The sequence below is a fragment of the Bradyrhizobium betae genome (genome assembly GCF_004123905.1).
Lineage (GTDB): Bacteria > Pseudomonadota > Alphaproteobacteria > Rhizobiales > Xanthobacteraceae > Bradyrhizobium > Bradyrhizobium betae_A.
The window spans coordinates 844,702-867,102 of the sequence record NZ_MZXW01000016.1 but is presented as its reverse complement, the minus strand read 5'-3'; the positions used below and the strand labels follow the sequence as shown (position 1 = coordinate 867,102).

The 22,401-nt window shown below is 64.9% G+C and carries 19 protein-coding genes; 12 read left to right on the top strand and 7 right to left on the bottom strand.

The annotated features are described in order from the left end of the window. Window position 1 precedes the first annotated feature (1 nt). Window positions 2–1,621 carry an ABC transporter ATP-binding protein gene (locus B5V03_RS14355; protein WP_164988035.1) on the top strand — a complete coding sequence of 540 codons (1,620 nt, stop codon included), beginning with the start codon at window positions 2–4 and terminating at the stop codon, window positions 1,619–1,621. A 17-nt stretch (window positions 1,622–1,638) separates the two neighbouring features. On the opposite strand, the gene B5V03_RS43020 is transcribed toward B5V03_RS14355, so the two are convergent. Then, the gene (locus B5V03_RS43020; protein WP_129270932.1) at window positions 1,639–1,908 is read right to left on the bottom strand and encodes a hypothetical protein; all 270 of its coding nucleotides are present in this window, start codon (window positions 1,906–1,908) and stop codon (window positions 1,639–1,641) included. Between the two features lie 361 nt (window positions 1,909–2,269). On the opposite strand from B5V03_RS43020, the gene B5V03_RS14345 reads away from it, so the two are divergent. The 3 genes from B5V03_RS14345 (at window position 2,270) to B5V03_RS42295 (ending at window position 2,935) form a co-directional block, all read left to right on the top strand. Next, window positions 2,270–2,452 carry a hypothetical protein gene (locus B5V03_RS14345; protein ID WP_129270931.1) on the top strand — a complete coding sequence of 61 codons (183 nt, stop codon included), beginning with the start codon at window positions 2,270–2,272 and terminating at the stop codon, window positions 2,450–2,452. Beyond that, the gene (locus B5V03_RS14340) at window positions 2,449–2,658 is read left to right on the top strand and encodes a hypothetical protein (RefSeq protein WP_129270930.1); all 210 of its coding nucleotides are present in this window, start codon (window positions 2,449–2,451) and stop codon (window positions 2,656–2,658) included. Before B5V03_RS14345 ends, B5V03_RS14340 begins: the two co-directional genes overlap by 4 nt. A gap of 79 nt (window positions 2,659–2,737) precedes the next feature. Continuing rightward, window positions 2,738–2,935, top strand: a complete 198-nt coding sequence (locus tag B5V03_RS42295; RefSeq protein ID WP_245502217.1) for a hypothetical protein — start codon at window positions 2,738–2,740, stop codon at window positions 2,933–2,935. Between the two features lie 19 nt (window positions 2,936–2,954). Here B5V03_RS42295 and B5V03_RS14330 read toward each other — a convergent pair whose 3' ends face one another. Beyond that, the gene (locus B5V03_RS14330; protein ID WP_129270929.1) at window positions 2,955–3,245 is read right to left on the bottom strand and encodes a hypothetical protein; all 291 of its coding nucleotides are present in this window, start codon (window positions 3,243–3,245) and stop codon (window positions 2,955–2,957) included. A gap of 204 nt (window positions 3,246–3,449) precedes the next feature. Between B5V03_RS14330 and B5V03_RS14325 the strand changes: the two genes are divergently transcribed. From B5V03_RS14325 to B5V03_RS14300, 6 genes are all read left to right on the top strand, one after another. Next, window positions 3,450–3,770 carry a hypothetical protein gene (locus B5V03_RS14325; RefSeq protein ID WP_129270928.1) on the top strand — a complete coding sequence of 107 codons (321 nt, stop codon included), beginning with the start codon at window positions 3,450–3,452 and terminating at the stop codon, window positions 3,768–3,770. A 222-nt stretch (window positions 3,771–3,992) separates the two neighbouring features. Then, window positions 3,993–4,718, top strand: coding sequence for an outer membrane protein (locus tag B5V03_RS14320; protein ID WP_129270927.1), 726 nt, complete (start codon window positions 3,993–3,995; stop codon window positions 4,716–4,718). Window positions 4,719–4,884: 166 nt separating this feature from the next. Then, a complete protein-coding gene (locus tag B5V03_RS14315) occupies window positions 4,885–7,047 on the top strand; it encodes a methyl-accepting chemotaxis protein (RefSeq protein ID WP_129270926.1) in 2,163 nt (720 codons plus the stop codon). Between the two features lie 111 nt (window positions 7,048–7,158). Beyond that, the gene (locus B5V03_RS14310; RefSeq protein WP_129270925.1) at window positions 7,159–8,220 is read left to right on the top strand and encodes an MBL fold metallo-hydrolase; all 1,062 of its coding nucleotides are present in this window, start codon (window positions 7,159–7,161) and stop codon (window positions 8,218–8,220) included. 236 nt (window positions 8,221–8,456) lie between these two features. Further along, complete coding sequence (gene hemA, locus B5V03_RS14305; RefSeq protein ID WP_129270924.1) at window positions 8,457–9,686, top strand: 5-aminolevulinate synthase; 1,230 nt, start codon at window positions 8,457–8,459, stop codon at window positions 9,684–9,686. A 184-nt stretch (window positions 9,687–9,870) separates the two neighbouring features. Beyond that, window positions 9,871–13,380: a PAS domain-containing hybrid sensor histidine kinase/response regulator gene (locus B5V03_RS14300; RefSeq protein ID WP_129270923.1), complete on the top strand. Its 3,510-nt coding sequence runs from the start codon at window positions 9,871–9,873 to the stop codon at window positions 13,378–13,380. Window positions 13,381–13,387: 7 nt separating this feature from the next. On the opposite strand, the gene B5V03_RS14295 is transcribed toward B5V03_RS14300, so the two are convergent. From B5V03_RS14295 to B5V03_RS14280, 4 genes are all read right to left on the bottom strand, one after another. Further along, window positions 13,388–14,209, bottom strand: a complete 822-nt coding sequence (locus B5V03_RS14295; protein WP_129270922.1) for an SDR family NAD(P)-dependent oxidoreductase — start codon at window positions 14,207–14,209, stop codon at window positions 13,388–13,390. 18 nt (window positions 14,210–14,227) lie between these two features. Then, entirely contained in the window at window positions 14,228–14,737 is a 510-nt protein-coding gene (locus B5V03_RS14290; RefSeq protein ID WP_164988034.1) for a cytochrome P460 family protein, read from the bottom strand. An 83-nt stretch (window positions 14,738–14,820) separates the two neighbouring features. Beyond that, on the bottom strand, window positions 14,821–15,852 hold the full coding sequence (locus tag B5V03_RS14285) for an alpha/beta fold hydrolase (RefSeq protein WP_129270921.1): 1,032 nt from the start codon (window positions 15,850–15,852) through the stop codon (window positions 14,821–14,823). Between the two features lie 40 nt (window positions 15,853–15,892). Further along, complete coding sequence (locus B5V03_RS14280) at window positions 15,893–16,312, bottom strand: organic hydroperoxide resistance protein (protein WP_129270920.1); 420 nt, start codon at window positions 16,310–16,312, stop codon at window positions 15,893–15,895. A gap of 198 nt (window positions 16,313–16,510) precedes the next feature. Here B5V03_RS14280 and B5V03_RS14275 point away from each other — a divergent pair, with 198 nt between their 5' ends. Next, window positions 16,511–19,351 carry an ATP-binding protein gene (locus B5V03_RS14275; RefSeq protein WP_129270919.1) on the top strand — a complete coding sequence of 947 codons (2,841 nt, stop codon included), beginning with the start codon at window positions 16,511–16,513 and terminating at the stop codon, window positions 19,349–19,351. Between the two features lie 383 nt (window positions 19,352–19,734). Here B5V03_RS14275 and B5V03_RS14270 read toward each other — a convergent pair whose 3' ends face one another. Further along, window positions 19,735–20,406 carry a response regulator gene (locus B5V03_RS14270; protein ID WP_129270918.1) on the bottom strand — a complete coding sequence of 224 codons (672 nt, stop codon included), beginning with the start codon at window positions 20,404–20,406 and terminating at the stop codon, window positions 19,735–19,737. A 300-nt stretch (window positions 20,407–20,706) separates the two neighbouring features. Here B5V03_RS14270 and B5V03_RS14265 point away from each other — a divergent pair, with 300 nt between their 5' ends. Further along, window positions 20,707–22,392 carry an MFS transporter gene (locus B5V03_RS14265; RefSeq protein ID WP_129270917.1) on the top strand — a complete coding sequence of 562 codons (1,686 nt, stop codon included), beginning with the start codon at window positions 20,707–20,709 and terminating at the stop codon, window positions 22,390–22,392. Window positions 22,393–22,401: the final 9 nt, after the last annotated feature.

The following is a 22,401-nucleotide window of genomic DNA, read 5'->3' as shown; positions in this document are numbered from 1 at the left end:
GATGACCGCCCCGCCCGCCGTCTCCATCAAGAATCTGCGGATCGCGCTGCCTAAGGGAGCCGAGCGTCCTTTCGCCGTCGACGGCGTCTCGCTCGATCTTCGGCCTGGCAAGATCGTCTGCGTCGTCGGCGAGTCCGGTTCCGGCAAGTCGATGTGCGCGCATGCGCTGATGGGACTTTTGCCCGACACGGTCGACGTCGCGTCTGGCGAGATCATGTTTGAAGGCCGCGACCTGCTCAAGCTCGACGACGATGGTTGGCGCGATCTGCGCGGACGCAGGCTCGCGATGATCTTTCAGGAGCCGATGACCGCGCTCAATCCGTTGATGCGGATCGGCGACCAGATGGCGGAGATGTTCGAGGCGCACGGCCTGCTCACGCCACGGGAGCGCCGCGCGAAGGCGCTGTCGCTGGCGCGCGAGGTCGGCCTGCCCGACCCCGAGCGCATCGTGCGCGCCTATCCGCACCAGCTCTCCGGCGGCCAGCGCCAGCGCATCATGATCGCGATGGCGCTCGCGCTCGAGCCGGCGGTGCTGGTCGCGGACGAGCCGACCACCGCGCTCGACGTCACCACGCAGGCGCAGATACTGAAACTGATCCGCAACCTCCAGCGCAATCGCAACATGGCGGTGATGTTCATCACCCATGATTTCGGCGTGGTCGCCGATATCGCCGACCAGGTCGTGGTGCTCCGCCATGGCAAGGTCGTCGAGGAAGGCCCCTCTGCTGCCGTCTTCAATACGCCGCAGCACGACTACACCAAGGCGCTGCTCGCCGCCGTGCCGTCGATGAACCCGCCAGTGCGCGACCCACTCGACGACCAGGCGAGGGCCGTCGAGGTGATCGGGCTGGACAAGACCTACGTCACCTCAGGCGGCTGGTTTCGCGAGGACCGCCGCGTCGATGCCGCGCGCGAGGTCAATTTCAACATCCTCAAGGGCGAGACGCTCGGCCTCGTCGGCGAATCCGGCTCCGGCAAGTCGTCGGTGGCACGCCTGGTGATGCGGCTGATCGAAGCCGACCGCGGCACGGTGCGGATCGGCGAGACCGATCTCACCTCGCTGTCGGGCAAGGCCCTGCGCGCCGAGCGCCACCGCATCCAGATGATCTTTCAGGATCCGTTCGCCTCGCTCAATCCGCGCCGCAAGGTCGGCCACATCATTGCTGACGGCCCGATCGCGGCTGGCACCGACTCCAAGATCGCATTCGATCGAGCCCGCGATCTCCTCAAGATGGTCGGTCTCGATGCCGGCGCACTCGAACGCTATCCGCACGAATTCTCCGGCGGGCAGCGCCAGCGCATCGGTATCGCGCGCGCGCTCGCGCTCGAGCCGGAGATCATCGTCGCCGACGAAGCCGTCTCTGCGCTCGACGTCTCCGTGCAGGCGCAGGTGCTGCGACTGCTCGAAGATCTCAAGGCGCGGCTGGGGTTGTCGATGCTGTTCATCACCCACGATCTGCGCGTCGCAGCCCAAATCTGCGACCGCATCGCGGTGATGCAGCGCGGCGCCATCGTCGAGCTGAAGCCGACCGCGCAGCTGTTCGCCGCACCGGAGCACGCCTATACGCGCGAGCTGCTTGCGGCGGTCCCGGGGCGCAAGGAACGCGCGCCGGCGGCGTGAGGCAGCGATCGCGGTTACTACTTGGCCGGCGGGTTGGTGTTGTTCCAGTTGGGGACTGAGTTGGTCACGCCGACGGAGGGCTGAGTGGAGGTTCCGATCGACGGCGCCGTCACCGTCCCGACGGTCTGCCCGGAACTTCCGACCGTGCCTTGCTGTACCGGGGCTCCTGGCGTGCTGTGCGTGCTGGTTTGCGCGCCCGTTCTCGACGTCTGCGCGCTCGCAGCGAATGGCGCCGCCGCCAATCCGAGAGCGACAAGTGCAGCAATGGAGCGTCTTGTTGTTGTCATGGCTCATCCTTTCGGGCGCGATCCTCAGTTGCTTCGGCCGTTCGCTTTTCGAACCGTGCACACTGAGCAATTTGACAACGCCACGCGTGCGAAAATGTGCCGCAGCAAGGCCACCTTGCCTGTCTCAACACTCCGTTACGCTGCCCGGACGAGCTGCTCGCGGGCGTCCCGGCATGCAAGGAGTGCACGTTGACCGCATCAGGGACGGCGCATCTGCTCCGGTATTCCGTTCCGTCTCGGCAACGGCGCAGTCACGGGCTTTTTATCCCTCGTGACCGTCTTCGCAGCTGAAAAACAGAGGCCGACACCCCACCTCCGCTTTGAATGATTTCCATCATCTGATGATGGGTTCAACGATCCATTGGAGGCCGATATGGGCCAGGTTATTCAGTTTGTCTCGAAATCGGAGCGCGAGCGTCTTCGCCTCATTCAGGAAGCGCGCGCGATCTATGACAGCATTTTCCCGTCTGATCCGGCCGGCGAGCAGCAGGACAAGGCGGCGATCGGTCGCGCGGCCGGCGGCGATGCAGGAAATCTGGCGTGATCAAAATCATCGCAGTGCTCTGCAGCCTCGCCTCACCGGCGAATTGCCACGAGCAGATCGTCACCACGTCGGACTTTGCTGACGTCTCGATGCAGTCCTGCATGATGGGCGCGCCGCAGCTCGCCGAATGGATGAACCAGCATCCGGCCGAACGGCTGGCAGGATGGCGCTGCGTGCTCGGCCAACAGACCGGCCGGGGCGCCTGAGGCCAGAGGCCCGCTGATCCGAGCGGCACGGTCGGTTGATGCGTGACGAGCACGCATCGCCAACCCAGGATGGCGGCGCATGCTCGGCATGAAGGTGACGCCGGATGGAGGTCGCCAGCCTCGTTCTTCCCGTATTCGCGATCATCGTCATCGATTGGCGTGCCGGCGAGCGCAGCCATCTCTCGCGCGCATCACCGATGCGAAAGGCTGGCTGGTTGCGCCTGCGACGACGATCTGCCTGGTGTTCGGAATCGAGAAGGGCAGCACGAAACACTGACGGCTGGCGCGACCGCGCCTCACCGCGGGTTGGTATTGCTCCAGGTCGGGACCGAATTGGTCACGCCGACCGACGGCCAATTGTACGTTCCGATCGAGGGCGCCGTGACCGTCCCGACCGTCTGCCCGGACGAGCCGTAAGAGGCCCTAGGCTGCGCGGCCAGCGATCCGGCAGCGCCATAGGTCGGGGCGACCACACTTGTGTTGTAATAATGCCTGCTCGAGCGGTGCTTCTTCGCTTCAGCCGCGAACGGCGCAGCAAGCAATCCGGCAGTGATGAGTGCGCCAATGGCGAGTTTGAAGGTTGTCATTGCTGATCCCTTAGCTAGCGGCTCCCATTGTGCCATTTGTTGCTTGATCGGCAGATTTCCATAGGCCTCCTGTTCATAACTCCGTGCACATTCGAAAGTGCCGCACTTGAAGCGCCGCACCTCGGGCGTGCGCTGGCCGCCTTCGGATGGACCCGAATCAGCGCTAGTGCATTGCCATCGGTGACCTCCCTGGACGCAAGCAGCATGACCGGCCCCGAACTGAAGCAGCTCCGCAACGACCTCTCCGATGCTCTCGCGCGGAAGCTCACCGCGGCCGACATGGCGAGGCTCTGCGGCTTGCCGGAGAAGGGCGGCGCCGACACCATCCGGCGCTGGGAGGTGAGCGGTCCGACGCCGTCGGCAACCGAGGTGCTGCGCGTACTCGCGATGGCGAGCGAACGCTATCCGATCATGGAGAAGTTCGACATCTTCGATCGTCACGACGTGCGCGAGGAAGACCGACCTGCAAAGCGCGCGGCCTTCCGCGAGCAGATGCGCGACGAAGCGCGACGCCGTCTTGGTTAACGAGATGCGCGCGCAAGTTACCTGAGGCGGATGCGATTAAGTCTTCCTTCACCACTTCTTAAGCCGCCATTAAGCACGAAAATCATTTGCAGCCCAATAAGTTAGGTTGGCTGCTGCTGTGCCACGGATGTGACAGCATTTTCGTCAAAAGCGAGCTATCTGCAAAACCAACGCGGCGCGGAGAGCGCCTGCCGGGGACCTTAAGTGTTGGAGTTCAAGACCATGAAGAAGATTCTGTTTGCAACCGTTGCCCTGCTCGCGATGGGCGCAGCCGCGCCGGCGATCGGTGCCGATCTCGGCAACCGCAATTACTACAAGGCGCCCGCGCCGGCCTACGCCGCGCCGATCTACAACTGGACCGGTTTCTACATCGGTGCGCATCTCGGCGGCGCGTTCTCCAGCGACAACAATTTCAGCGGCCTCTCCACCGGCAACAACGGCAACGGCCGTTTCCTCGGCGGCGTGCAGGCCGGTGCGGACTGGCAGTTCAACCCGAACTTCCTGGTCGGCGTCGAAGGCCAGTATTCCTGGCTCTCCGGCAACGTCGGCGCAGTGTTTCCGGGCGGCATCGCCTACACCAACGACCAGCGTGGCCTCGGCTCGATCACCGGCCGCGTCGGCTACACCTGGGGTCCGGGCCTGCTCTACGTAAAGGGCGGCTACGCCTATTCTGACAACAACGAGAAGGTGACTGTCGGCGGCGTGCCGACCGCCTTCGTCATCACTGGCGATCACCGTAACGGCTACACCGTCGGCGCCGGCCTCGAATACATGTTCGCCCCGAACTGGTCGGCCAAGGCCGAGTACCAGTACTACAATTTCGGCGACGCGCACTTCACCGGCGGTCCGCTGGCGGGCACGGGCAACTTCACCACCGATGACCATACCATCAAGGCGGGCGTCAACTACCGCTTCAACTGGGCCAACTCGACGGTCGCGCGCTACTGATCGCGCCTCCACATTCTCTTTCGCCATCAAGGGCCGGCACCTCTGCCGGCCCTTGCTTTTTTCGCTCTGCGGAACTGGCCAAGCAATTGTGCAACTTGCGATTTTTTAACCCGCCGCAAGGATACTCCGCCGCGAAAACATAAAGATCATGGGTGGGGGAATTTCAATGGCGATCCGTCTCGGTGGCCTTCTTGGCCGTGTCCTTGGCCGTTTCAAGCCTCGCTTCAAGATGCCGAAATGGGGCGTGCGCGGCAGCCTGTTCGCCGCCTTCGCATTGATCGCGGGCATGGGCCTCGTGATCGCTGCCGGCGCCGGCTTCGTGTTCAACCACCTCGGCGCGACCATGATGGATCTGAGCGGGCGCGACATTCCGCGCCTCTCCGCCAGCCTTCAGCTCGCCTCTCAGAGCGCAACACTCGCAGCGCAGGGCCCGGGCCTGCTCGCTTCGCCCTCCGAAGAGGCGCTGAACGAACGCACCAAGAGCGTGAAGGACATCCAGCAGCTCGCTATGGCCAAGCTCGGCGAGATCATCGAGCTCGGCGCCGACAAGCAGATCGCGACCGCGCTGCGCGACACCGCCAAGAGCATCGACGAAGCGACCCAGAGCCTGGTCTCGGCGGCACGCGAGCGGCTCGAAACCGGCGCGCTGCACGACAAGCAATATGAAGCGCTGCGCAAGGCCCAGCTCGTCTTTGTCGGCGCCGCGAGCCCCGCGATGCTGGATGCGCAGACGCGCCTGAATGCAATCCTCGGCACCGCGGACGTTTCCGCCGATGATGCCAACGAAGCTGCCCGTACCGTCGCCCAGATCTCGATGGTCTCCGCCAACGGCAATCTGATGGCCGCCGACATGATGGCGGCGCTCTCGGCCAACAACAGCGATACGCTGGAGGTGATCGAGAAGGAATTCAAGGCAACGCGCGACCGCGTCAAGTCGAATCTCGAGGACCTGCCGAAGGCTTCCTCGATGCAGGCGATGCGCGACGCCGTGCAAAAGCTGTTCGCCTTCGGCGAGGGCAAGACCGGCGTGTTCAAGATCCGCCAGAAGGAGCTCGACGCCATCGATTACGGCCAGACCATCCTGGACGAGACCCGCAAGCTCAATGTCGGCCTCGGCATCAGCGTGCAGCAGCTCGTCGACGGCGTGCAGAAGGAGACCAACGCGTCGACCTTCCAGGCGCGCCAGGAGATTTCGCTTGCGACGACCGCGACGCTGGCGCTCGGCGCGCTGATGCTGGTCGGGTCGGCGCTGTTCGTGTGGCTCTATGTCGGCCGCAACATCCTGCGCCGGATCGGCGCACTTCAGCAGTCGATGCAGCTGCTGGCGAACGGCGACCTCGATACCGAGATCTACCGCTCCAAGAACCATAATGACGAGATCTCGGTGATGGCGAACACGCTGCAGGTATTCCGCGAGAGCATGATCGAGACCCGTGCCATGTCGAGCGAGCAGGACAAGGACCGCGCCGCCAAGGCCGAGCGTGCCGCGCGCATGGCGTCGAAGATTGCCGAGTTCGAGGGCACGGTGCGCAATGCGCTCGACAATCTCGCGCAGTCGGCCAATTCGATGCAGTCGACCGCGCAGAGCATGTCGACCACCGCCGACCAGTCCAACGCGCTGGTGAACGCGGTCGCCTCCGCAGCCGAGGAGACCTCGGTCAACGTGCAAACCGTGTCATCAGGCACCGAGCAGCTGTCGTCATCGATCGAGGAGATCAGCAAGCAGGTCGTCACTTCGGCCGCGATCGCCAGGAAGGCGGTCGATGAGGCCGGCGCCACCGACACCACGGTGCAGAGCCTTGCCGACAGCGCGAGCCGTATCAGCGTCGTGGTCGATTTGATCCAGACGATTGCGTCGCAAACCAACCTGCTCGCGCTCAACGCCACCATCGAGGCAGCGCGTGCGGGCGAGGCCGGCCGAGGTTTTGCGGTGGTCGCCTCCGAGGTGAAGAGCCTCGCGAGCCAGACCGCGAAAGCAACGGAGGAGATCCGCACCCAGATCGCCAGCATGCAGTCGGTCACGACGTCTGCAGTCGGTGCCATCCAGGGCATCGGCCGCATCATCGGCGAGATCAACGACGTCACCACCACGATCGCCGCCGCGGTCGAGGAACAGGGTGCCGCCACCCGCGAGATCGCCCGCAACATCCAGCACGCCGCAGGCGGCACCAGCGAGGTCTCCAGCAACATCGTCGGCGTCTCCACGGCCTCAGCCGAAGCCGGCGCTGCGGCGAACGAGGTGCTCGGCGCCTCCGACGCGCTGCGCCGCGAGGCCGACATGCTGCGCGGGGAGATCGACGCATTCCTCAACAACATGCGGGCGGCGTAAGGACGCCGTGCCGGGCTACGGAAAAAACACCCCGGTATGACGGCCATGCGGAGACCACGGCCCATCCTTTTTCGGCTGGCGCGTCGCGGCCTGTGGGTTTAAGCCGGTAGCATGAACGCAAAAACCGACACCGTGCAGTCTTCCGCCGAGGCGCTGCGCTATCCCTGGGACCAGCATCCCGGCCCCGAAGAGGTCGTCGAGGTGCGCCCCGGCGTGTTGTGGGCGCGGCTGAAACTGCCGTTCCGCCTCAACCATGTGAACATCTACCTGCTCGCCGATGGCGACGGCTATGCGATGGTCGATGCCGGCTTCGGCAATGAGGAGACGATCGAGGCCTGGACAAAACTGTTCGAGGGGCCGCTGAAAGGCGTCCACATCACGCGCCTGATCGTCACGCATTCGCACCCCGACCATGTCGGTCTCGCAGGGTGGATCGTCGAGCGGTTCAACTGCCCGCTGGTGATGTCGCAGGTCGAATATCTGCAATCGGTCTATCATCAGAACCGCGGCACTGAGGAGCGTCGCAACGCGCAGCGGCTGTTCTTCCGCCGCCACGGCATGGACGAGTCGCTCACCGAAAAACTGCTCGGCCGCGGCCAGGATTATCTCAAGCAGGTGTCGGTGCTGCCGCCGTCCTACCACCGCATCTCGCATGGCGACGAGGTCGTGATCGGCCCGCGCCGCTTCAAGGTGATCACCGGCGGCGGCCACGCGCTCGACCAGGTGATGCTGTATTGCGCCGACGACAAGCTGTTCCTCTCCGCCGACCAGGTGCTGAGCAAGATCTCGCCGAATGTCAGCGTGTGGGCGGTCGAGCCCGACCAGAACTCGCTCGGCGAATATCTGGCCTCGCTCGCGAGCCTCACCACCACCCTGCCCTATGATTTGCTGGTGCTGCCCGGCCACGGCGTGCCGTTCTACGGGCTCAAGACCCGCATCAAGCAGCTCGCCGATCACCACGAGGAACGCTGCCGCCTGATCGCGGAAGCCTGCCGCGAGGAGCCGCAGACCTCGCGCGCGCTGGTGCCTGTCGTGTTCAACAAGCACGTGCTCGACGAGCACCAGATGGGTTTCGCCGCCGGCGAACTCGTCGCCCACGTCAACTACATGATCGTCGAGGGCCGCCTGAGGGCCGAAACCAAGGACGGCGTGCTGCAATTCAGGACGACGTGAGCCTTGTCTTCGCCTCGCCCCGCTTGCGGGCGCAGGCCGACACGGCCCCTCAGCAGATGCTGCAGAGCAACATCGTACCTCGCGCGAACTTGACCAGGATCAAGTTTCAATTCGCACGATAGGGCATTTTGCCCAAATGCCCCGCAGGTCCAAATGTGGGATAGCGCATAGACATTAGAGCTGGAAAAGCTCTAAGAAGATGCGGCCCTTTGGTCAGTTCCGTTGCAGGTTTGACGATGGATTACAGCCAGTTTTTCAATTCCGCCCTCGATCGTCTCCATACCGAGCGGCGCTATCGCGTGTTCGCGGATCTCGAACGCATCGCCGGCCGGTTCCCGCATGCGCTCTGGCACTCGCCCAAGGGCAAGCGCGACGTCGTGATCTGGTGCTCCAACGATTATCTCGGCATGGGCCAGCACCCGAAAGTGGTCGGCGCCATGGTCGAGACCGCAACCCGCGTCGGCACCGGCGCAGGCGGCACCCGCAACATCGCCGGCACGCATCATCCGCTGGTGCAGCTCGAGGCCGAGCTCGCTGATCTCCACGGCAAGGAAGCCTCGCTGCTGTTCACCTCGGGCTATGTCTCGAACCAGACCGGCATCGCGACCATCGCAAAGCTCATTCCGAACTGCCTGATCCTGTCGGACGAGCTCAACCACAATTCGATGATCGAGGGCATCCGCCAGTCCGGTTGCGAGCGGCAAGTGTTCCGCCATAACGATCTCGCCGACCTCGAAGCGCTGTTGAAGGCGGCCGGTCCAAACCGGCCCAAGCTGATCGCCTGCGAGAGCCTCTATTCCATGGACGGCGACGTCGCGCCGCTCGCCAAGATCTGCGATCTCGCCGAGAAGTACGGCGCGATGACCTATGTCGACGAGGTCCACGCCGTCGGCATGTACGGCCCGCGCGGCGGCGGCATTGCAGAGCGTGACGGCGTCATGCATCGCATCGACATTCTCGAAGGCACGCTGGCGAAAGCGTTCGGCTGCCTCGGCGGCTACATCGCCGCCAACGGCCAGATCATCGACGCCGTGCGCTCCTACGCGCCGGGCTTCATCTTCACCACCGCGCTGCCGCCGGCGATCTGCTCGGCCGCGACCGCCGCGATCAAGCACCTGAAGACCTCGAGCTGGGAGCGCGAGCGCCACCAGGACCGCGCCGCCCGGGTCAAGGCGATCCTCAACGCCGCCGGGCTCCCGGTGATGTCGAGCGACACCCATATCGTGCCGCTGTTCATCGGCGATGCCGAGAAGTGCAAGCAGGCCTCCGACCTCCTGCTGGAACAGCACGGCATCTACATCCAGCCGATCAACTACCCGACGGTCGCCAAAGGCACCGAGCGCCTGCGCATCACGCCCTCGCCCTATCACGACGACGGCCTGATCGATCAACTCGCCGAAGCGCTGTTGCAGGTGTGGGACCGTCTCGGCCTGCCGCTGCGCGAGAAGTCGCTGGCGGCGGAATAGGGCTTTCGTCTCTTCGCGCAAGCGGGGCGAGGGAGAGCGGGCAGCTTGCCCGGCACCTTAACGACATCCCCAGTTCCCGCCCTTAGCTCGGCATTTCGCTGTCGCGTCCACCCGCCCAACGCGCTAGATTTGCCAGGAAAATGAGACCGGGCGCCGCCGGCGCCCAGGGAGAAGCGCGCTCGCAATGCTACACGACTGGGGCGTGATCGCCGCCGCCTTCGGCTATATCGGCTTCCTGTTCCTGGTGGCGAGCCATGGCGACCGCCGCTCGCAGGCCAAGGCCGGACGCGCGTCCGGGCTGATCTATCCGCTCTCGCTGGCGATCTACTGCACCTCCTGGACCTTCTTCGGCTCGGTCGGCTTTGCGACCCGCACCTCGACCGACTTCCTCGCGATCTATGTCGGCCCGATCCTGATGATCGGGCTCGGCGCCGGTGTGCTCCGCCGCGTGATCCAGCTCGCCAAGGCCCACAACATCACCTCGATCGCCGACTTCATCGGCGCGCGCTACGGCAAGAGCCAGGCGGTGGCGGCCACCGTGGCGCTGATCGCAATCATCGGCTCGGTGCCCTACATCGCGCTCCAACTGAAAGCCGTTGCCTCCTCGCTCGCAACCATCCTGAGCGAGGACCAGGCGTTCTCCCATATCCCGATCCTCGGCGACATGGCGCTGATGGTCACGGTGGCGATGGCGGCCTTCGCCGTGCTGTTCGGCACAAGGCAGACCGACGCCACCGAGCATCAGCACGGATTGATGCTGGCAGTTGCGACCGAATCCATCATCAAGCTGATCGCCTTCCTCGCCGCCGGCATCTTCGTCACCTTCTGGATGTTCTCGCCGCATGAATTGATCGAGCGCGCGATGAAGACGCCGGAGGCGGTCCGCGCCATCAACTATTCGCCGTCGATCGGCAATTTCCTCACCATGACGTTGCTGTCGCTGTGCGCGATCATGCTGCTGCCGCGCCAGTTCCACGTCAGCGTGGTCGAAAACTCCAGCGATGCCGAGGTCGGCCGCGCGCGCTGGCTGTTTCCGCTCTATCTCGTCGCCATCAATGTGTTCGTGATCCCGATCGCGCTCGCCGGTCTCGTCAGCTTCCCGTTCGGCGCCGCCGATCCAGACATGTACGTGCTGGCACTGCCCATGGAGGGCGGCGCGGATCTGCTCAGCGTCGCCGTCTTCGTCGGCGGCCTGTCGGCGGCGACTGCCATGGTGATCGTCGAATGCGTCGCGCTCTCGATCATGGTCTCGAACGATCTCGTGGTGCCACTGGTGCTGCAACGGCGGCCGGAGGGACGCACCGGCGGCGCCGATTTCAGCGACTTCCTGCTGCGTTCGCGCCGGCTTGCGATCTTCGCCATCATGGTGATGGCCTATTTCTACTACCGCGCACTCGGCAACACCCAGCTTGCGGCAATCGGCCTGCTCTCCTTTGCGGCGATCGCACAGCTCGCGCCGAGCTTCTTCGGCGGGCTGTTGTGGCGGCGAGCGACCGCGCGCGGTGCGATCGGCGGCATGCTGGTCGGCTTCGCGGTGTGGCTCTACACGCTGTTCATTCCGAGCTTCATGGATTCCTCGACGGCGGGCATCCTGCTGCTCCAGCACGGTCCGTTCGGGATCGAAGCGCTGCGGCCGCAAGCGCTGTTCGGCGCCGATTTGCCGCCGCTGATGCATGGCGTGGTCTGGTCGCTGTCGCTCAACATCCTCACCTATGTGCTGCTGTCGCTGGCCCGGCAGCCATCGTCCATCGAGCTCGTGCAGGCCGATCTGTTCGTGCCCAACACACTGGCGCCGATCTCCCCGAGCTTCCGCCGCTGGCGCACCACCGTCACGGTGCAGGACATCCAGACCACCGTCGCACAATATCTCGGGCCCGATCGCGCCCGTCATTCGTTCGAGGCCTTCTCGGCGCGGCGCAATGTACGGCTCGAGTCCGCCGCGCCCGCTGATTTCGAGCTGTTGCAGCATGCCGAGCACCTGATCGCCTCCTCGATCGGCGCTGCATCCTCGCGCCTCGTGATGTCGCTGCTGCTGCGCAAGCGGACCGTGTCGGCGAAAGCCGCGCTAAAGCTGCTCGACGATTCCCATGCCGCGCTGCATTTCAACCGCGAGATCCTCCAGACCGCGCTCAACCATGTGCGCCAGGGCATCGCGGTGTTCGACGCCGATCTGCAATTGATCTGCTCCAACCGGCAGTTCGGCGATCTCCTGAACGTGCCGCCGCATTTCATCCAGTTCGGCACGCCATTGCGTGAAATCCTGGAATTCATGGGTGTGAGCGAGCCGGACGATCCGGTCGAACGCGAAGTCATGCTGGAGCGTCGGCTCGCGGCTTACACCACCGACAGCGAGCCTTATCTCGAGCGCCTACCCGACCGCCACATGGTGATCGAGATTCTGACCAACCGCATGCCCGGCGGCGGTTTCGTCATCACCTTCACCGACGTCACGCCCAGCTTCGAGGCCGCGGAAGCGCTGGAGCGCGCCAACGCGACGCTGGAAAAACGCGTGCGCGACCGCACCGAGGAGCTGACCCGGCTGAATTCCGAACTGGCGCTGGCCAAGAGCACGGCGGAGGACGCCAGCATCTCCAAGACGCGCTTCCTTGCCGCCGCCAGCCACGACATCCTCCAGCCGCTGAACGCGGCGCGGCTCTATGTCACGAGCCTGGTCGAGCGCCAGCACAATGGCGAGGAGACGCGGCTGGTCGAGAACATCGACGAATCGCTCCAGGCGATCGAGGAGATCCTCGGCGCGTTGCTCGACATTTCACGACTCGATGCGGGCGCAATGGCGACCTCGATCTCGAGCTTCAAGATGGCCGATCTGATGCGGTCGCTGGAGATCGAGTTCGCGCCGATCGCGCGCGCCAAGGGCCTCGAGCTCGCCTTCGTGCCCTGCTCGCTGCCGGTCGAGTCCGATCGCCTGCTGCTGCGGCGCCTGCTCCAGAACCTGATCTCCAACGCGATCAAATACACCCCGCGCGGCCGCGTGCTGGTCGGCTGCCGCCGCCAGGGCCCTTCGCTCAAGATCTGCGTCTACGACACCGGTGTCGGCATCCCGCCGGTCAAGCGCGGCGAGATCTTCAAGGAGTTCCACCGTCTCGAGCAAGGCGCGCGCATTGCGCGCGGCCTCGGTCTTGGACTGTCGATCGTCGAACGGCTGGCGCGCGTGCTCAAGCACGGCATCGCCATCGACGGCAACAAAAGCGGCGGCTCGGTCTTCTCCGTGACGGTGCCGACGGCGAAGGCGATCACCCTCACCGCCGCCGTCACCAGCGCGACGCCGCTGGCGCGCACGCCGATCGCGGGCGCGCTGATCGTCTGCATCGAGAACGATGCGGCGATCCTCGACGGCATGCGCACGCTGCTGAAGGCCTGGGGAGCCGAGGTCATCGCGGTCGCCGATCCCGAAGGCGCGATCGCCGCGATCGAAGCCGCCGGCAAGCGCATCACCGGCCTACTCGTCGACTATCACCTCGACCGCGGCAACGGCATCGCCGCCATTCGCGACATCCGCCGCCGCTTCGGCGACACCATCCCGGCGATCCTGATCACCGCCGATCGCAGCCCTGCCGTGCAGGTCGCTGCACGCGACGAGAAGATCGCCGTGCTCAACAAGCCGGTGAAGCCGGCCTCGCTGCGCGCCCTGCTCGGACAGTGGCGCACGCAGCAGATGGTGGCGGCAGAATGAGACGCTGTCAGTAATCGGTCGAGACGCTGAGCGAGCGCCACCTCTCCAATTCTTCGAGACGCTGGCGATCGGTGGCTGCGATCGCGTTCACGGCGTCGCTGCCGAGCGCGATCCGCAGAGGTGGGCGATCCATGTTCGCAAGCTTCAGCATAACGGCGGCAGCCTTGGCCGGGTCGCCGGGCTGACGGCCGTCGTAATCGCGCTGCATCCTGACGGCGGCGCCGACGACGGCGTCGTACTCCGCCCGACCCTGGTCCGTTTCATGCGCGGGCTGTGCAAAGCCCGTCCGGAAGCCGCCGGGCTCGACAAGCGTCACGTGGACGCCGATCAGGACCATCTCGCGCGCCAGCGATTCCGAAAAGCCTTCGATCCCCCATTTTGCAGCCGAATAGGCGGCGCGTGCCGGTGCGCCGATCCGGCCGCCGACCGACGAGACTTGAATGATGTGCCCGCGGCGCTGTCGACGCAGCACGGGGATCGCCGCCTTGGTGACGATGATAGTGCCGATCAGATTGGCCTCGATCTGCCGCCGGAACGACTCCAGGCTCGTCTCCTCGACCGATCCGAGATCGCCGTAACCGGCGTTGTTCACGACGACATCGAGGCGGCCGAACGCCGTCACGGCGAGGTCAACAGCCGCTTGCGCAGCGGCCTCATCGGTGACGTCGAGCTTTGCGAGCCGTAGTCTTTCACCAAAACGTTCACACAGCGGCTCGAGCGACCAGAGGTCCCGGGCAGTGGCAACCACCTGATCTCCCGCTGCGAGCGCGGCTTCCGTGATGGCACGGCCAAGCCCGCGAGAGCTGCCGCTGATGAACCAGGTTTTCATGCTAGCCTCTGCAATGTCTCAAGGCGCGAGCCGGGTGAAGACGTAATCGCGGCTTTTGGCGCGGGCTTCGTGACAGCCCCAGCAGGTGCGGTGCTGGGCCTCGTCGACCGGCTTGCCGTTGATGAAGCGGCCAAAGCCCCAGCCGCCGGTGGCGGCGTATTTTTTGGAATCCTTGACCATCACCTGGACCGTGGTGGCAGCGCCGGGAACCGTCGCGGATGCGAATTCCGGTGACTGCTTCCGCTTCCAGGCACGCTTGACCAGAATCGTGCCATCCGGGAACGGAAGTTTTCCCGCCTGATAGGCGTCGATTGCGGTCTGGTTGCCGAGGACGGCGCGAAGCTCATCGAGCGGGGCTGCCTCTTCGGCCGGTGCGATCAGCTCCCACTGCTTGTAGCCCTGCGGGATCGTGACACCGAAGATCGGCGAGGCGTCCGCCGCGGCGGGCGCCTGCGCGAAAGCGATCGTGCCCAGATACGGCACGCAGGTCAGGACGACGACGAGCAGGAGCGCCGCCAGTACGATCATCGTCGTGGTGGTTGGAAATTTGGTCTTGTCGGATTTCATTGTCGTCATGGCGCTTCACCGAATTGCGATTGCATGTGAGCACCTCAGGCGCCGCCGTCGGCGTCGATGACGGCCTTGGCAAAGGCCTGCGGCGCCTCCTGCGGCAGATTGTGACCGATGCCGCCGGTGATCAGGCGGAAGTCGTACCGGCCCGAGAACTTCTTGGCATAGGCGCTCGGTTCGGGATGGGGCGCGCCGTTGGCGTCGCCTTCCATTGTGATCGTGGGGACGCTGATGACAGGCGTCGCCGCGAGCTTCTTTTCGATCTCCTCGTACTTCGCCTCGCCCTGCGCGAGCCCGAGCCGCCAGCGGTAATTGTGGATCGAGATCGCGACATGATCCTTGTTGTCCAGCGCCGCCGCGCTCCGGTTGAAGGTCGCGTCGTCGAACTTCCATTGCGGCGATGCCAACTTCCAGATCAGTTTTGCGAAATCATGCGTGTACTTCTCGTATCCGGCGCGGCCGCGCTCGGTCGCGAAATAGAACTGGTACCACCATTGCAGCTCGGCCGCCGGCGGCAGCGGCGCGCTGCCGGAGGCTTGGCTGGAGATCAGATAGCCGCTGACCGACACCAGCGCGCGGCAGCGATCCGGCCACAGCGCGGCGATGATGTCGGCGGTGCGCGCGCCCCAGTCGAAGCCGGCGACAACAGCCTTCTTGATGTCGAGCTTGTCCATCAGCGCGATGATGTCGACAGCCAGCGCGGCGGGCTCGCCGTTTCGCGGCGTCTCGCTGGAGAGAAACTGCGTCGAGCCGTAGCCGCGCAGATAAGGGATGATCACGCGATAGCCCGCCTTGGCCAGGATCGGCGCGACGTCGACGAAGGCGTGGATGTCATAGGGCCAGCCGTGCAGCAGGATCGCCACGGGGCCGTTCGACGGACCTGCCTCGGCATAGCCGACGTTGAGAACGCCGGCGTCGATCTGCTTGATCGGGCCGAAGGACGCATTCGATGCGGACGACTTCGGTGCTTCGTTTTCGGCGCGAGCGAGGCCGACGACGCCGAGACCGACGGCAACGGTTCCTGCGGCGACGCCAAAGAACTTGCGGCGATGCTGGTCGATGATCTGCTTCATGATGTTGCTACCTTGTTGATTGTGGGTTGGTGCGGGTGCGTCAGATCAGCGCGACCGTGACGTCGATGTTGCCGCGGACGGCCTTCGAATATGGGCAGGTCTGGTGCGCGTCATCGATGATGCCGCGCGCGATCTCGGGGTCGAGGCCCGGCAGGCTGACCTTGAGGCGCGCGCGAAGCGAATAAGCCCCCTCGTCGAGCACGAGATCGATTTCCGCATCGATCGCGCTTTTTCTCGGAAGCACGATTTTCCGCTTGCGGGCCGCTTTCTCCATCGCGCCTTCGAAGCAGGCCGACCAGCCGGCCGCGAACAATTGCTCGGGATTGGTGCCGATGCCTGCACCGCCCGGCGGTGACAATTTGACATCCAGGCGGCCGTCGGAGCTACGCGCTGTGCCGTCCTGTCGTCCGCCGCTGGTGTGGGTTCTGGCCGTATAGAGCAGTTGTGCCGATTGCGTCATGAAAGTCTCCTTGCCGTCACGCAACTGACTATCAGCGGCAGCCGGAAGACACCCGTTTGGACTTGTGAGATATTGTGAGCACCCGGCTTGCATCTCCTCGCGAGGCCTGCGTCCGCGGTCTGATCCCGATGCAGCAGCGGCCTTGCCGTATTGCGAGCATCTGGCTATCCGGTCCCTTCGAAAGGACCAGGATTCTGCATGACTGAATCGGCCGGCACTGCAACGGGAACCCTGTCGTTCGGACCATTTACCGTGACGCCACACGAGAGACTCGTGACGCGCGATGGCGTCGCGCTGCCGCTCGGCGCGAAAGCCTTCGACACGCTGATCGCGCTGATGTCGCGGCCGAACGAGGTCGTCGGCAAATGGGACCTGATGGCGCTGGTGTGGCCCGGCCTCACCGTCGAGGAAACCAATCTGCGCTTTCACGTCGCAGCGCTTCGTAAAGCCCTCGGCGACGGCAAGGACGGCGCCCGCTACATCACCACGCTGTCGGGGCGCGGCTATTGCTTCGTGGCGCCGATCTCGCACGTGGAGATCCCCATGGAGCGGCGCCCCGCGCCGCGGGTGGACCCACAGTTGGTGAAACTGCCGAACCGGCTGCAACGGATGGTCGGACGCGACGACGCGATCGCCGCCGCGTCGGATAGGCTCGTCACCTCGCGCTTCGTCACGATCGTCGGCCCCGGCGGCGTCGGCAAGACCGCAATTGCGGTGGCGATCGCTCACGACCTGCTCGAAACATTTTCTGACGCGGCACACTTTGTTGATCTTGCTGCTCTGAGCGATCCCGAGCTCGTGATCACGTCGATCCTGCTGATGCTGGGCCTGCCGGCGCAGACCGACGATCCGCTGCCGGCGCTGCTCGCGCATCTTCGCGACAAGCGGATGCTGCTGATCCTCGACAATTGCGAGCACGTCATCGCAGCCGCAGCACCGCTGGCGGCAGAAATCTTTCACGCCGCACCTCACGTCCATATCCTCGCCACGAGCCGCGAGGCCCTGCGCGTCGAGGGCGAGCAGGTCTATCGGCTGGCGCCGCTTGCGGTTCCGCCCGACAATCCCGGACTGACGGCGGCGACCGCACAGACCTATCCCGCGCTTCAGCTCTTCCTCGAACGCGCCTCGGCCAGCGGCGCGGAGATCGCGCTCGACGATCGCAATGCTGCGATCGTCGCGGGAATCTGCCGTCAGCTCGACGGCGTGGCGCTGGCGATCGAGCTTGCCGCCGGCCGGGTCGAAGCTTACGGCCTTGAGCAGACCGCGGCGTTGCTTGACGAGCGCCTCAATCTGCTCTGGCAGGGCCGGCGCACCGCGCCGCCACGACAGAAGACATTACAGGCGACGCTGGACTGGAGCTACGGGCTTCTGTCCGACACCGAGCGCCTCGTGCTGCGCCGACTTGCGGTCTTCGCCGGCCATTTCACCATCGATGCCGCGCTCGACATCGTGCCGGACGACCGCGTCGACCGCGCCCGCCTGTTCGACGCCATCGACAGTCTCGTCGCCAAGTCGATGGTCGCACCGCGTCCCGTCGGCGCCATGATGCGCTACCGTCTGCTCGACACGACTCGGGCCTATCTGCGCGAGATCGAGCCTGATGATGCCGCGCTTGCCGCCCGTCACGCGACCTATTACCGGCGATGGCTGGAGCAGGCCGGCACCACATGGGCGACGGTGCCGAGTGCCGACGAACGCGCGATCCATTTCTCCGCGCTCCACAATGTGCGCGCCGCCCTCGACTGGTGCTTCGGCGCGAACGGCGATCCGTGTATCGGCATTGCGCTTGCCGCTGCGGCGGCGCCGATCTTCCTCGCGATGTCGCTACTGATCGAATGCCGGCGCTGGTCGGAACGTGCGCTGCTTGCGATCGATCCATCCTCGCGCGGCAGCGTCGAGGAAATGCACATCCAGGCAGCCCTCGGACTGACCTTGATGTTCACGCGCGGCGGCAGCGAAGCGGCGCTTGCGGCGCTGCGCAGAAGCCTTGCGATCGCCGAGGCGCGGGGCGACGCGCCGAACCAGCTCCAGCTGCTCGGCCGCATGCACATCTTCCACGAGCGGATGGGACAGTTCGACGCCGCGCTCGGTTACGCGCAGCAGAGCCTCGCAGTTGCCGAGACACTTGGCGATGCCGCCTCCATCGCCCTCGCCCAATCGCTGCTGGGTGTGTCCTTGCATCTCGCCGGCGAGCATCCTGGCGCGCTGAGGATGCTGGAGGCCGCCTGGCACGGGCCGGGCACGGAGCGGATCAGCACGGTCCACGGCTTCGATCATCGCAACCGGGCCGGCATTTCGCTCGCACGCGAGCTGTGGCTGCAGGGCCGGCCCGCGGATGCGCGGCAGCTGGCGCGCCAGACGGTCACGGAAGCCGCGCAGATGGATCACCCGATCACGCTCTGCATTGCGCTGATCTGGGCGGTCTCGATCGATCTCTGGAGCGGAGACCTCGAGGCTGCGGAAGCGAACATCGATCGTTTCATCGCACATGCCGAATCGCGCTCGATGGGCCCTTACCTCGCGGTCGGCCGGGGCGTCAAAGGCGAGCTGGCGATCCGGCGCGGCGACGCCGCAGGCGGCGTCGAGACGATACGCAGCTGTCTGCGCGAGCTTCACGACGCAGGCTACGAGCTGCTCACCACGACGTTCAATATCGCGCTGGTTCACGGCTTGCTGGCGCTCGGACAGGTCGAGCAAGGCGCACGCCTGATCGACGACACGATCCGCCTCGTCGCGCAAAGCGGCGATCATCTCTACATGCCGGAGCTGCTGCGGATGAAAGGCAGCGTCCTGCTGTCGCTTCCGGCGCCCGAATCCGCGCAAGCGGAAGCCCACTTCGTGCAATCATTGGATTTGAGCCGCCGCACGGGCGCAAAGGCCTGGGAGCTGCGGGCCGCGCGCGATCTCGCGCGGTTGCTTGCCGGCCGAGGCCGGCGCGCGGAAGCCGCGCAGTTGCTTCGATTGACACGCGAAGGCTTTGCCGAGGGGGCTGAGACAGCGGATATCGAAAGCGCCGACGAATTGTTGCAGACATTGTAGGGCGCGCTCCGTCCTCCTTCGAGGCTCGTAGGATGGGTAGAGCGCAACGAAACCCATCACGGATCCATCCGCGCGGAAACATGATGGGTTTCGCAAGTGCTCTACCCATCCTACGGCCCTACGCTGCGCGCCGGGGCACGAGAGTGAATGTGGCACACCGCTCTTTCCCCATTGTCATTGCGAGCGCAGCGAAGCAATCCAGAGTCTTTCCGCGGAGGGATTCTGGATTGCTTCGTCGCATCAGCGCAAAATTGCTTCGCAATTTTGTCGCGAGCTCCTCGCAATGACGGAGCAAGGGGCGGCAGCGCAATTCTCCAACGTGTGTTTCAAATCGCAGACATGCCTTCGCAGCCTCGCGCCGCATTTCGCTGGTGGCGAAAGTGCTACCCCGTCGGGCTGCCCTGCTTCCACTGGCCGCCGGCGATCTTCGCCGCGGCGATCACGGCTTGCGTCCGGCTCTCGACGCCGAGCTTTTGCAGGATCGCCGAGACATGCGCCTTGATGGTGGCCTCGGAGACGCCGAGCTCATAGGCGATCTGCTTGTTGAGCAGCCCTTCCGACAGCATCATCAGCACCCGCACCTGCTGCGGCGTCAGCGTCACCAGGCGATCACGCAGCTTTGTCATGTCGGGGTCGGCGGCGGCCGAGAGGTCGGTGTCGGCGGGAACCCAGACGTCGCCCTCCATCACCTTGAGGATGGCGTCGCGCAAGGTCTCGACACCGAACCGCTTCGGGATGAAACCGGAGGCGCCGAAATCGAGCGAGCGGCGGATCGTGGCGCTGTCGTCGGAGGCCGAGACGATCACCACCGGGATCGCCGGATATTGCGCGCGCAGATAGATCAGGCCGGAAAAGCCTGAGATCCCGGGCATCGAGAGGTCGAGCAGGACCAGATCGACGTCGGAGGTCTGTTCCAGCAGCTTGGTCAGATCCTCGAACGATCCGGCCTCGTCGATCCTGGCCGAGGTCAGGACGCCCGCCACCGCTTGCCGCAGCGCATCGCGGAACAGGGGATGATCATCGGCAATGACGAGATGGGTCGAAGGAGCGTTCATCGTTCTCTTGCTGTCGTTCGCGACCGGCCGGCGAGTCGATGCCGCGGCGGGTCAATTCTTCCCCGAGCGGCCGTGGCATGCAAGTACACATTATCCCTTTGCGGGAAAGGGGTTAATCCGCAACCTTCGCGGCCGGCTGCCAGCGCCTGATACCGGGCCGTCAGCTGCGCGTCAGTGCGCAAAGCCGAAAGTCGTATTGGGGCCGGTTTCACGCCGATGTTACCTTGCAGTCAAGGCCTGGGTTGATCCGGCATGGCCGGATATCCGGGGCGCGAGGAAACGACATTCGGGGAGACAACTATGACAATGGCAGCGGCCGCCGGCGGCGTCGGGACGCGGGGAATGACCGGCGAGGAGAAGAAGGTCATCTTCGCATCTTCACTCGGTACTGTGTTCGAATGGTATGATTTCTATCTCTACGGATGGACCGCAGCCCAGATCGGCAAGGCGTTCTACTCGGCATTCGACGCCAACACGCAGTTCATCTTCGCGCTGCTGACCTTCTCGGCGGGCTTCCTGGTTCGCCCCCTCGGCGCGCTGGTGTTCGGCCGGGTCGGCGATCTCGTCGGCCGCAAATACACCTTCCTCGTCACCATCACCATCATGGGCATGTCGACCTTCCTGGTCGGCCTGACGCCGGGCTATCAGACGATCGGCTGGCTGGCCCCGACCATCCTCATTGGCCTGCGTCTTCTGCAAGGTCTCGCCCTCGGCGGCGAGTACGGTGGCGCGGCAACTTACGTCGCCGAGCATGCACCGCAAGGCCGTCGTGGCTTCTACACGTCGTGGATTCAGACCACCGCGACGATCGGCTTGTTCATGTCGCTGCTCGTGGTCTACATCGTCCGCAACAGCATGAGCCCTGAGGCATTCGCCGATCCGGGCCTCTCGGGCGGCTGGCGCTATCCCTATCTGCTGTCGATCGTGCTGCTCGGCATCTCGATCTGGATCCGCATGCAGCTGTCGGAATCGCCGCTGTTCCAGAAAATGAAGGACGAAGGCAAGGGCTCCAAGGCACCTCTGTCGGAATCTTTCGGCAACTGGCAGAACGGAAAATACGCGCTGATCGCCCTGCTCGGCCTCACCGCGGGTCAGGCCGTGATCTGGTACGGCGGGCAGTTCTATGCACGCGTCTTCCTCGTCAACACGCTCAAGGTTCCGGCGAACTCGGCTGACATTGCACTCATCATCGCACTCGCGATTGCGACCGTCGGCTTCCTGTTCTTTGGCTGGCTCTCGGACAAGATCGGCCGCAAGCCGATCATCCTGGCCGGCTGCTTGCTCGGCGCCCTGACCTATCATTTCGCCTTCAGCCTGCTGACGACGGCCGCCAACCCGGCGCTTGAAAAGGCACTGGCCAATGCGCCCGTGTCGGTCGTCGCCGACCCGAAGGACTGCAACGTGCTGTTCGACCCGGTCGGTGGCCGGGTGTTCACCAGTTCCTGCGACGTCGCCCGCAACGCGCTGATCGCATCGTCGGTGAACTTCAAGCTGGAGGCCGGCGCGCCCGGCAGCCTGGCCAAGGTTGTCGTTGGCAACAAGTCGTTCGACTCCGTGAACGGCGCCGGCGCCGATCCCAAGGCCTTCGCGGCCGCCCGCACCGCATTCACGAGCGCCGTGACGGCTGCGGTCGGCGAAGCAGGCTATCCGATCAAGGGCGCCGATCCGGCAGCGATCAACATGCCGCTGCTGATCCTCGTCCTGACCTACCTCGCGATCCTCGTGACCATGGTGTACGGCCCGATCGCGGCGGCCCTCGTCGAGCTGTTCCCGACGCGGATCCGCTACACCTCGATGTCGCTGCCCTACCATATCGGCAACGGCTGGTTCGGTGGTCTGCTGCCGCCGATTGCGGTCGCGCTGGTCGCCGCGACGGGCAACATCTACGCAGGTCTCTGGTACCCGATTGCGATCGCGTCGATGACCTTCATCGTCGGCCTGATCTTTGTCCCCGAGACCAAGGACGTCGACATCACCAAGACCTGATCGCGTCGC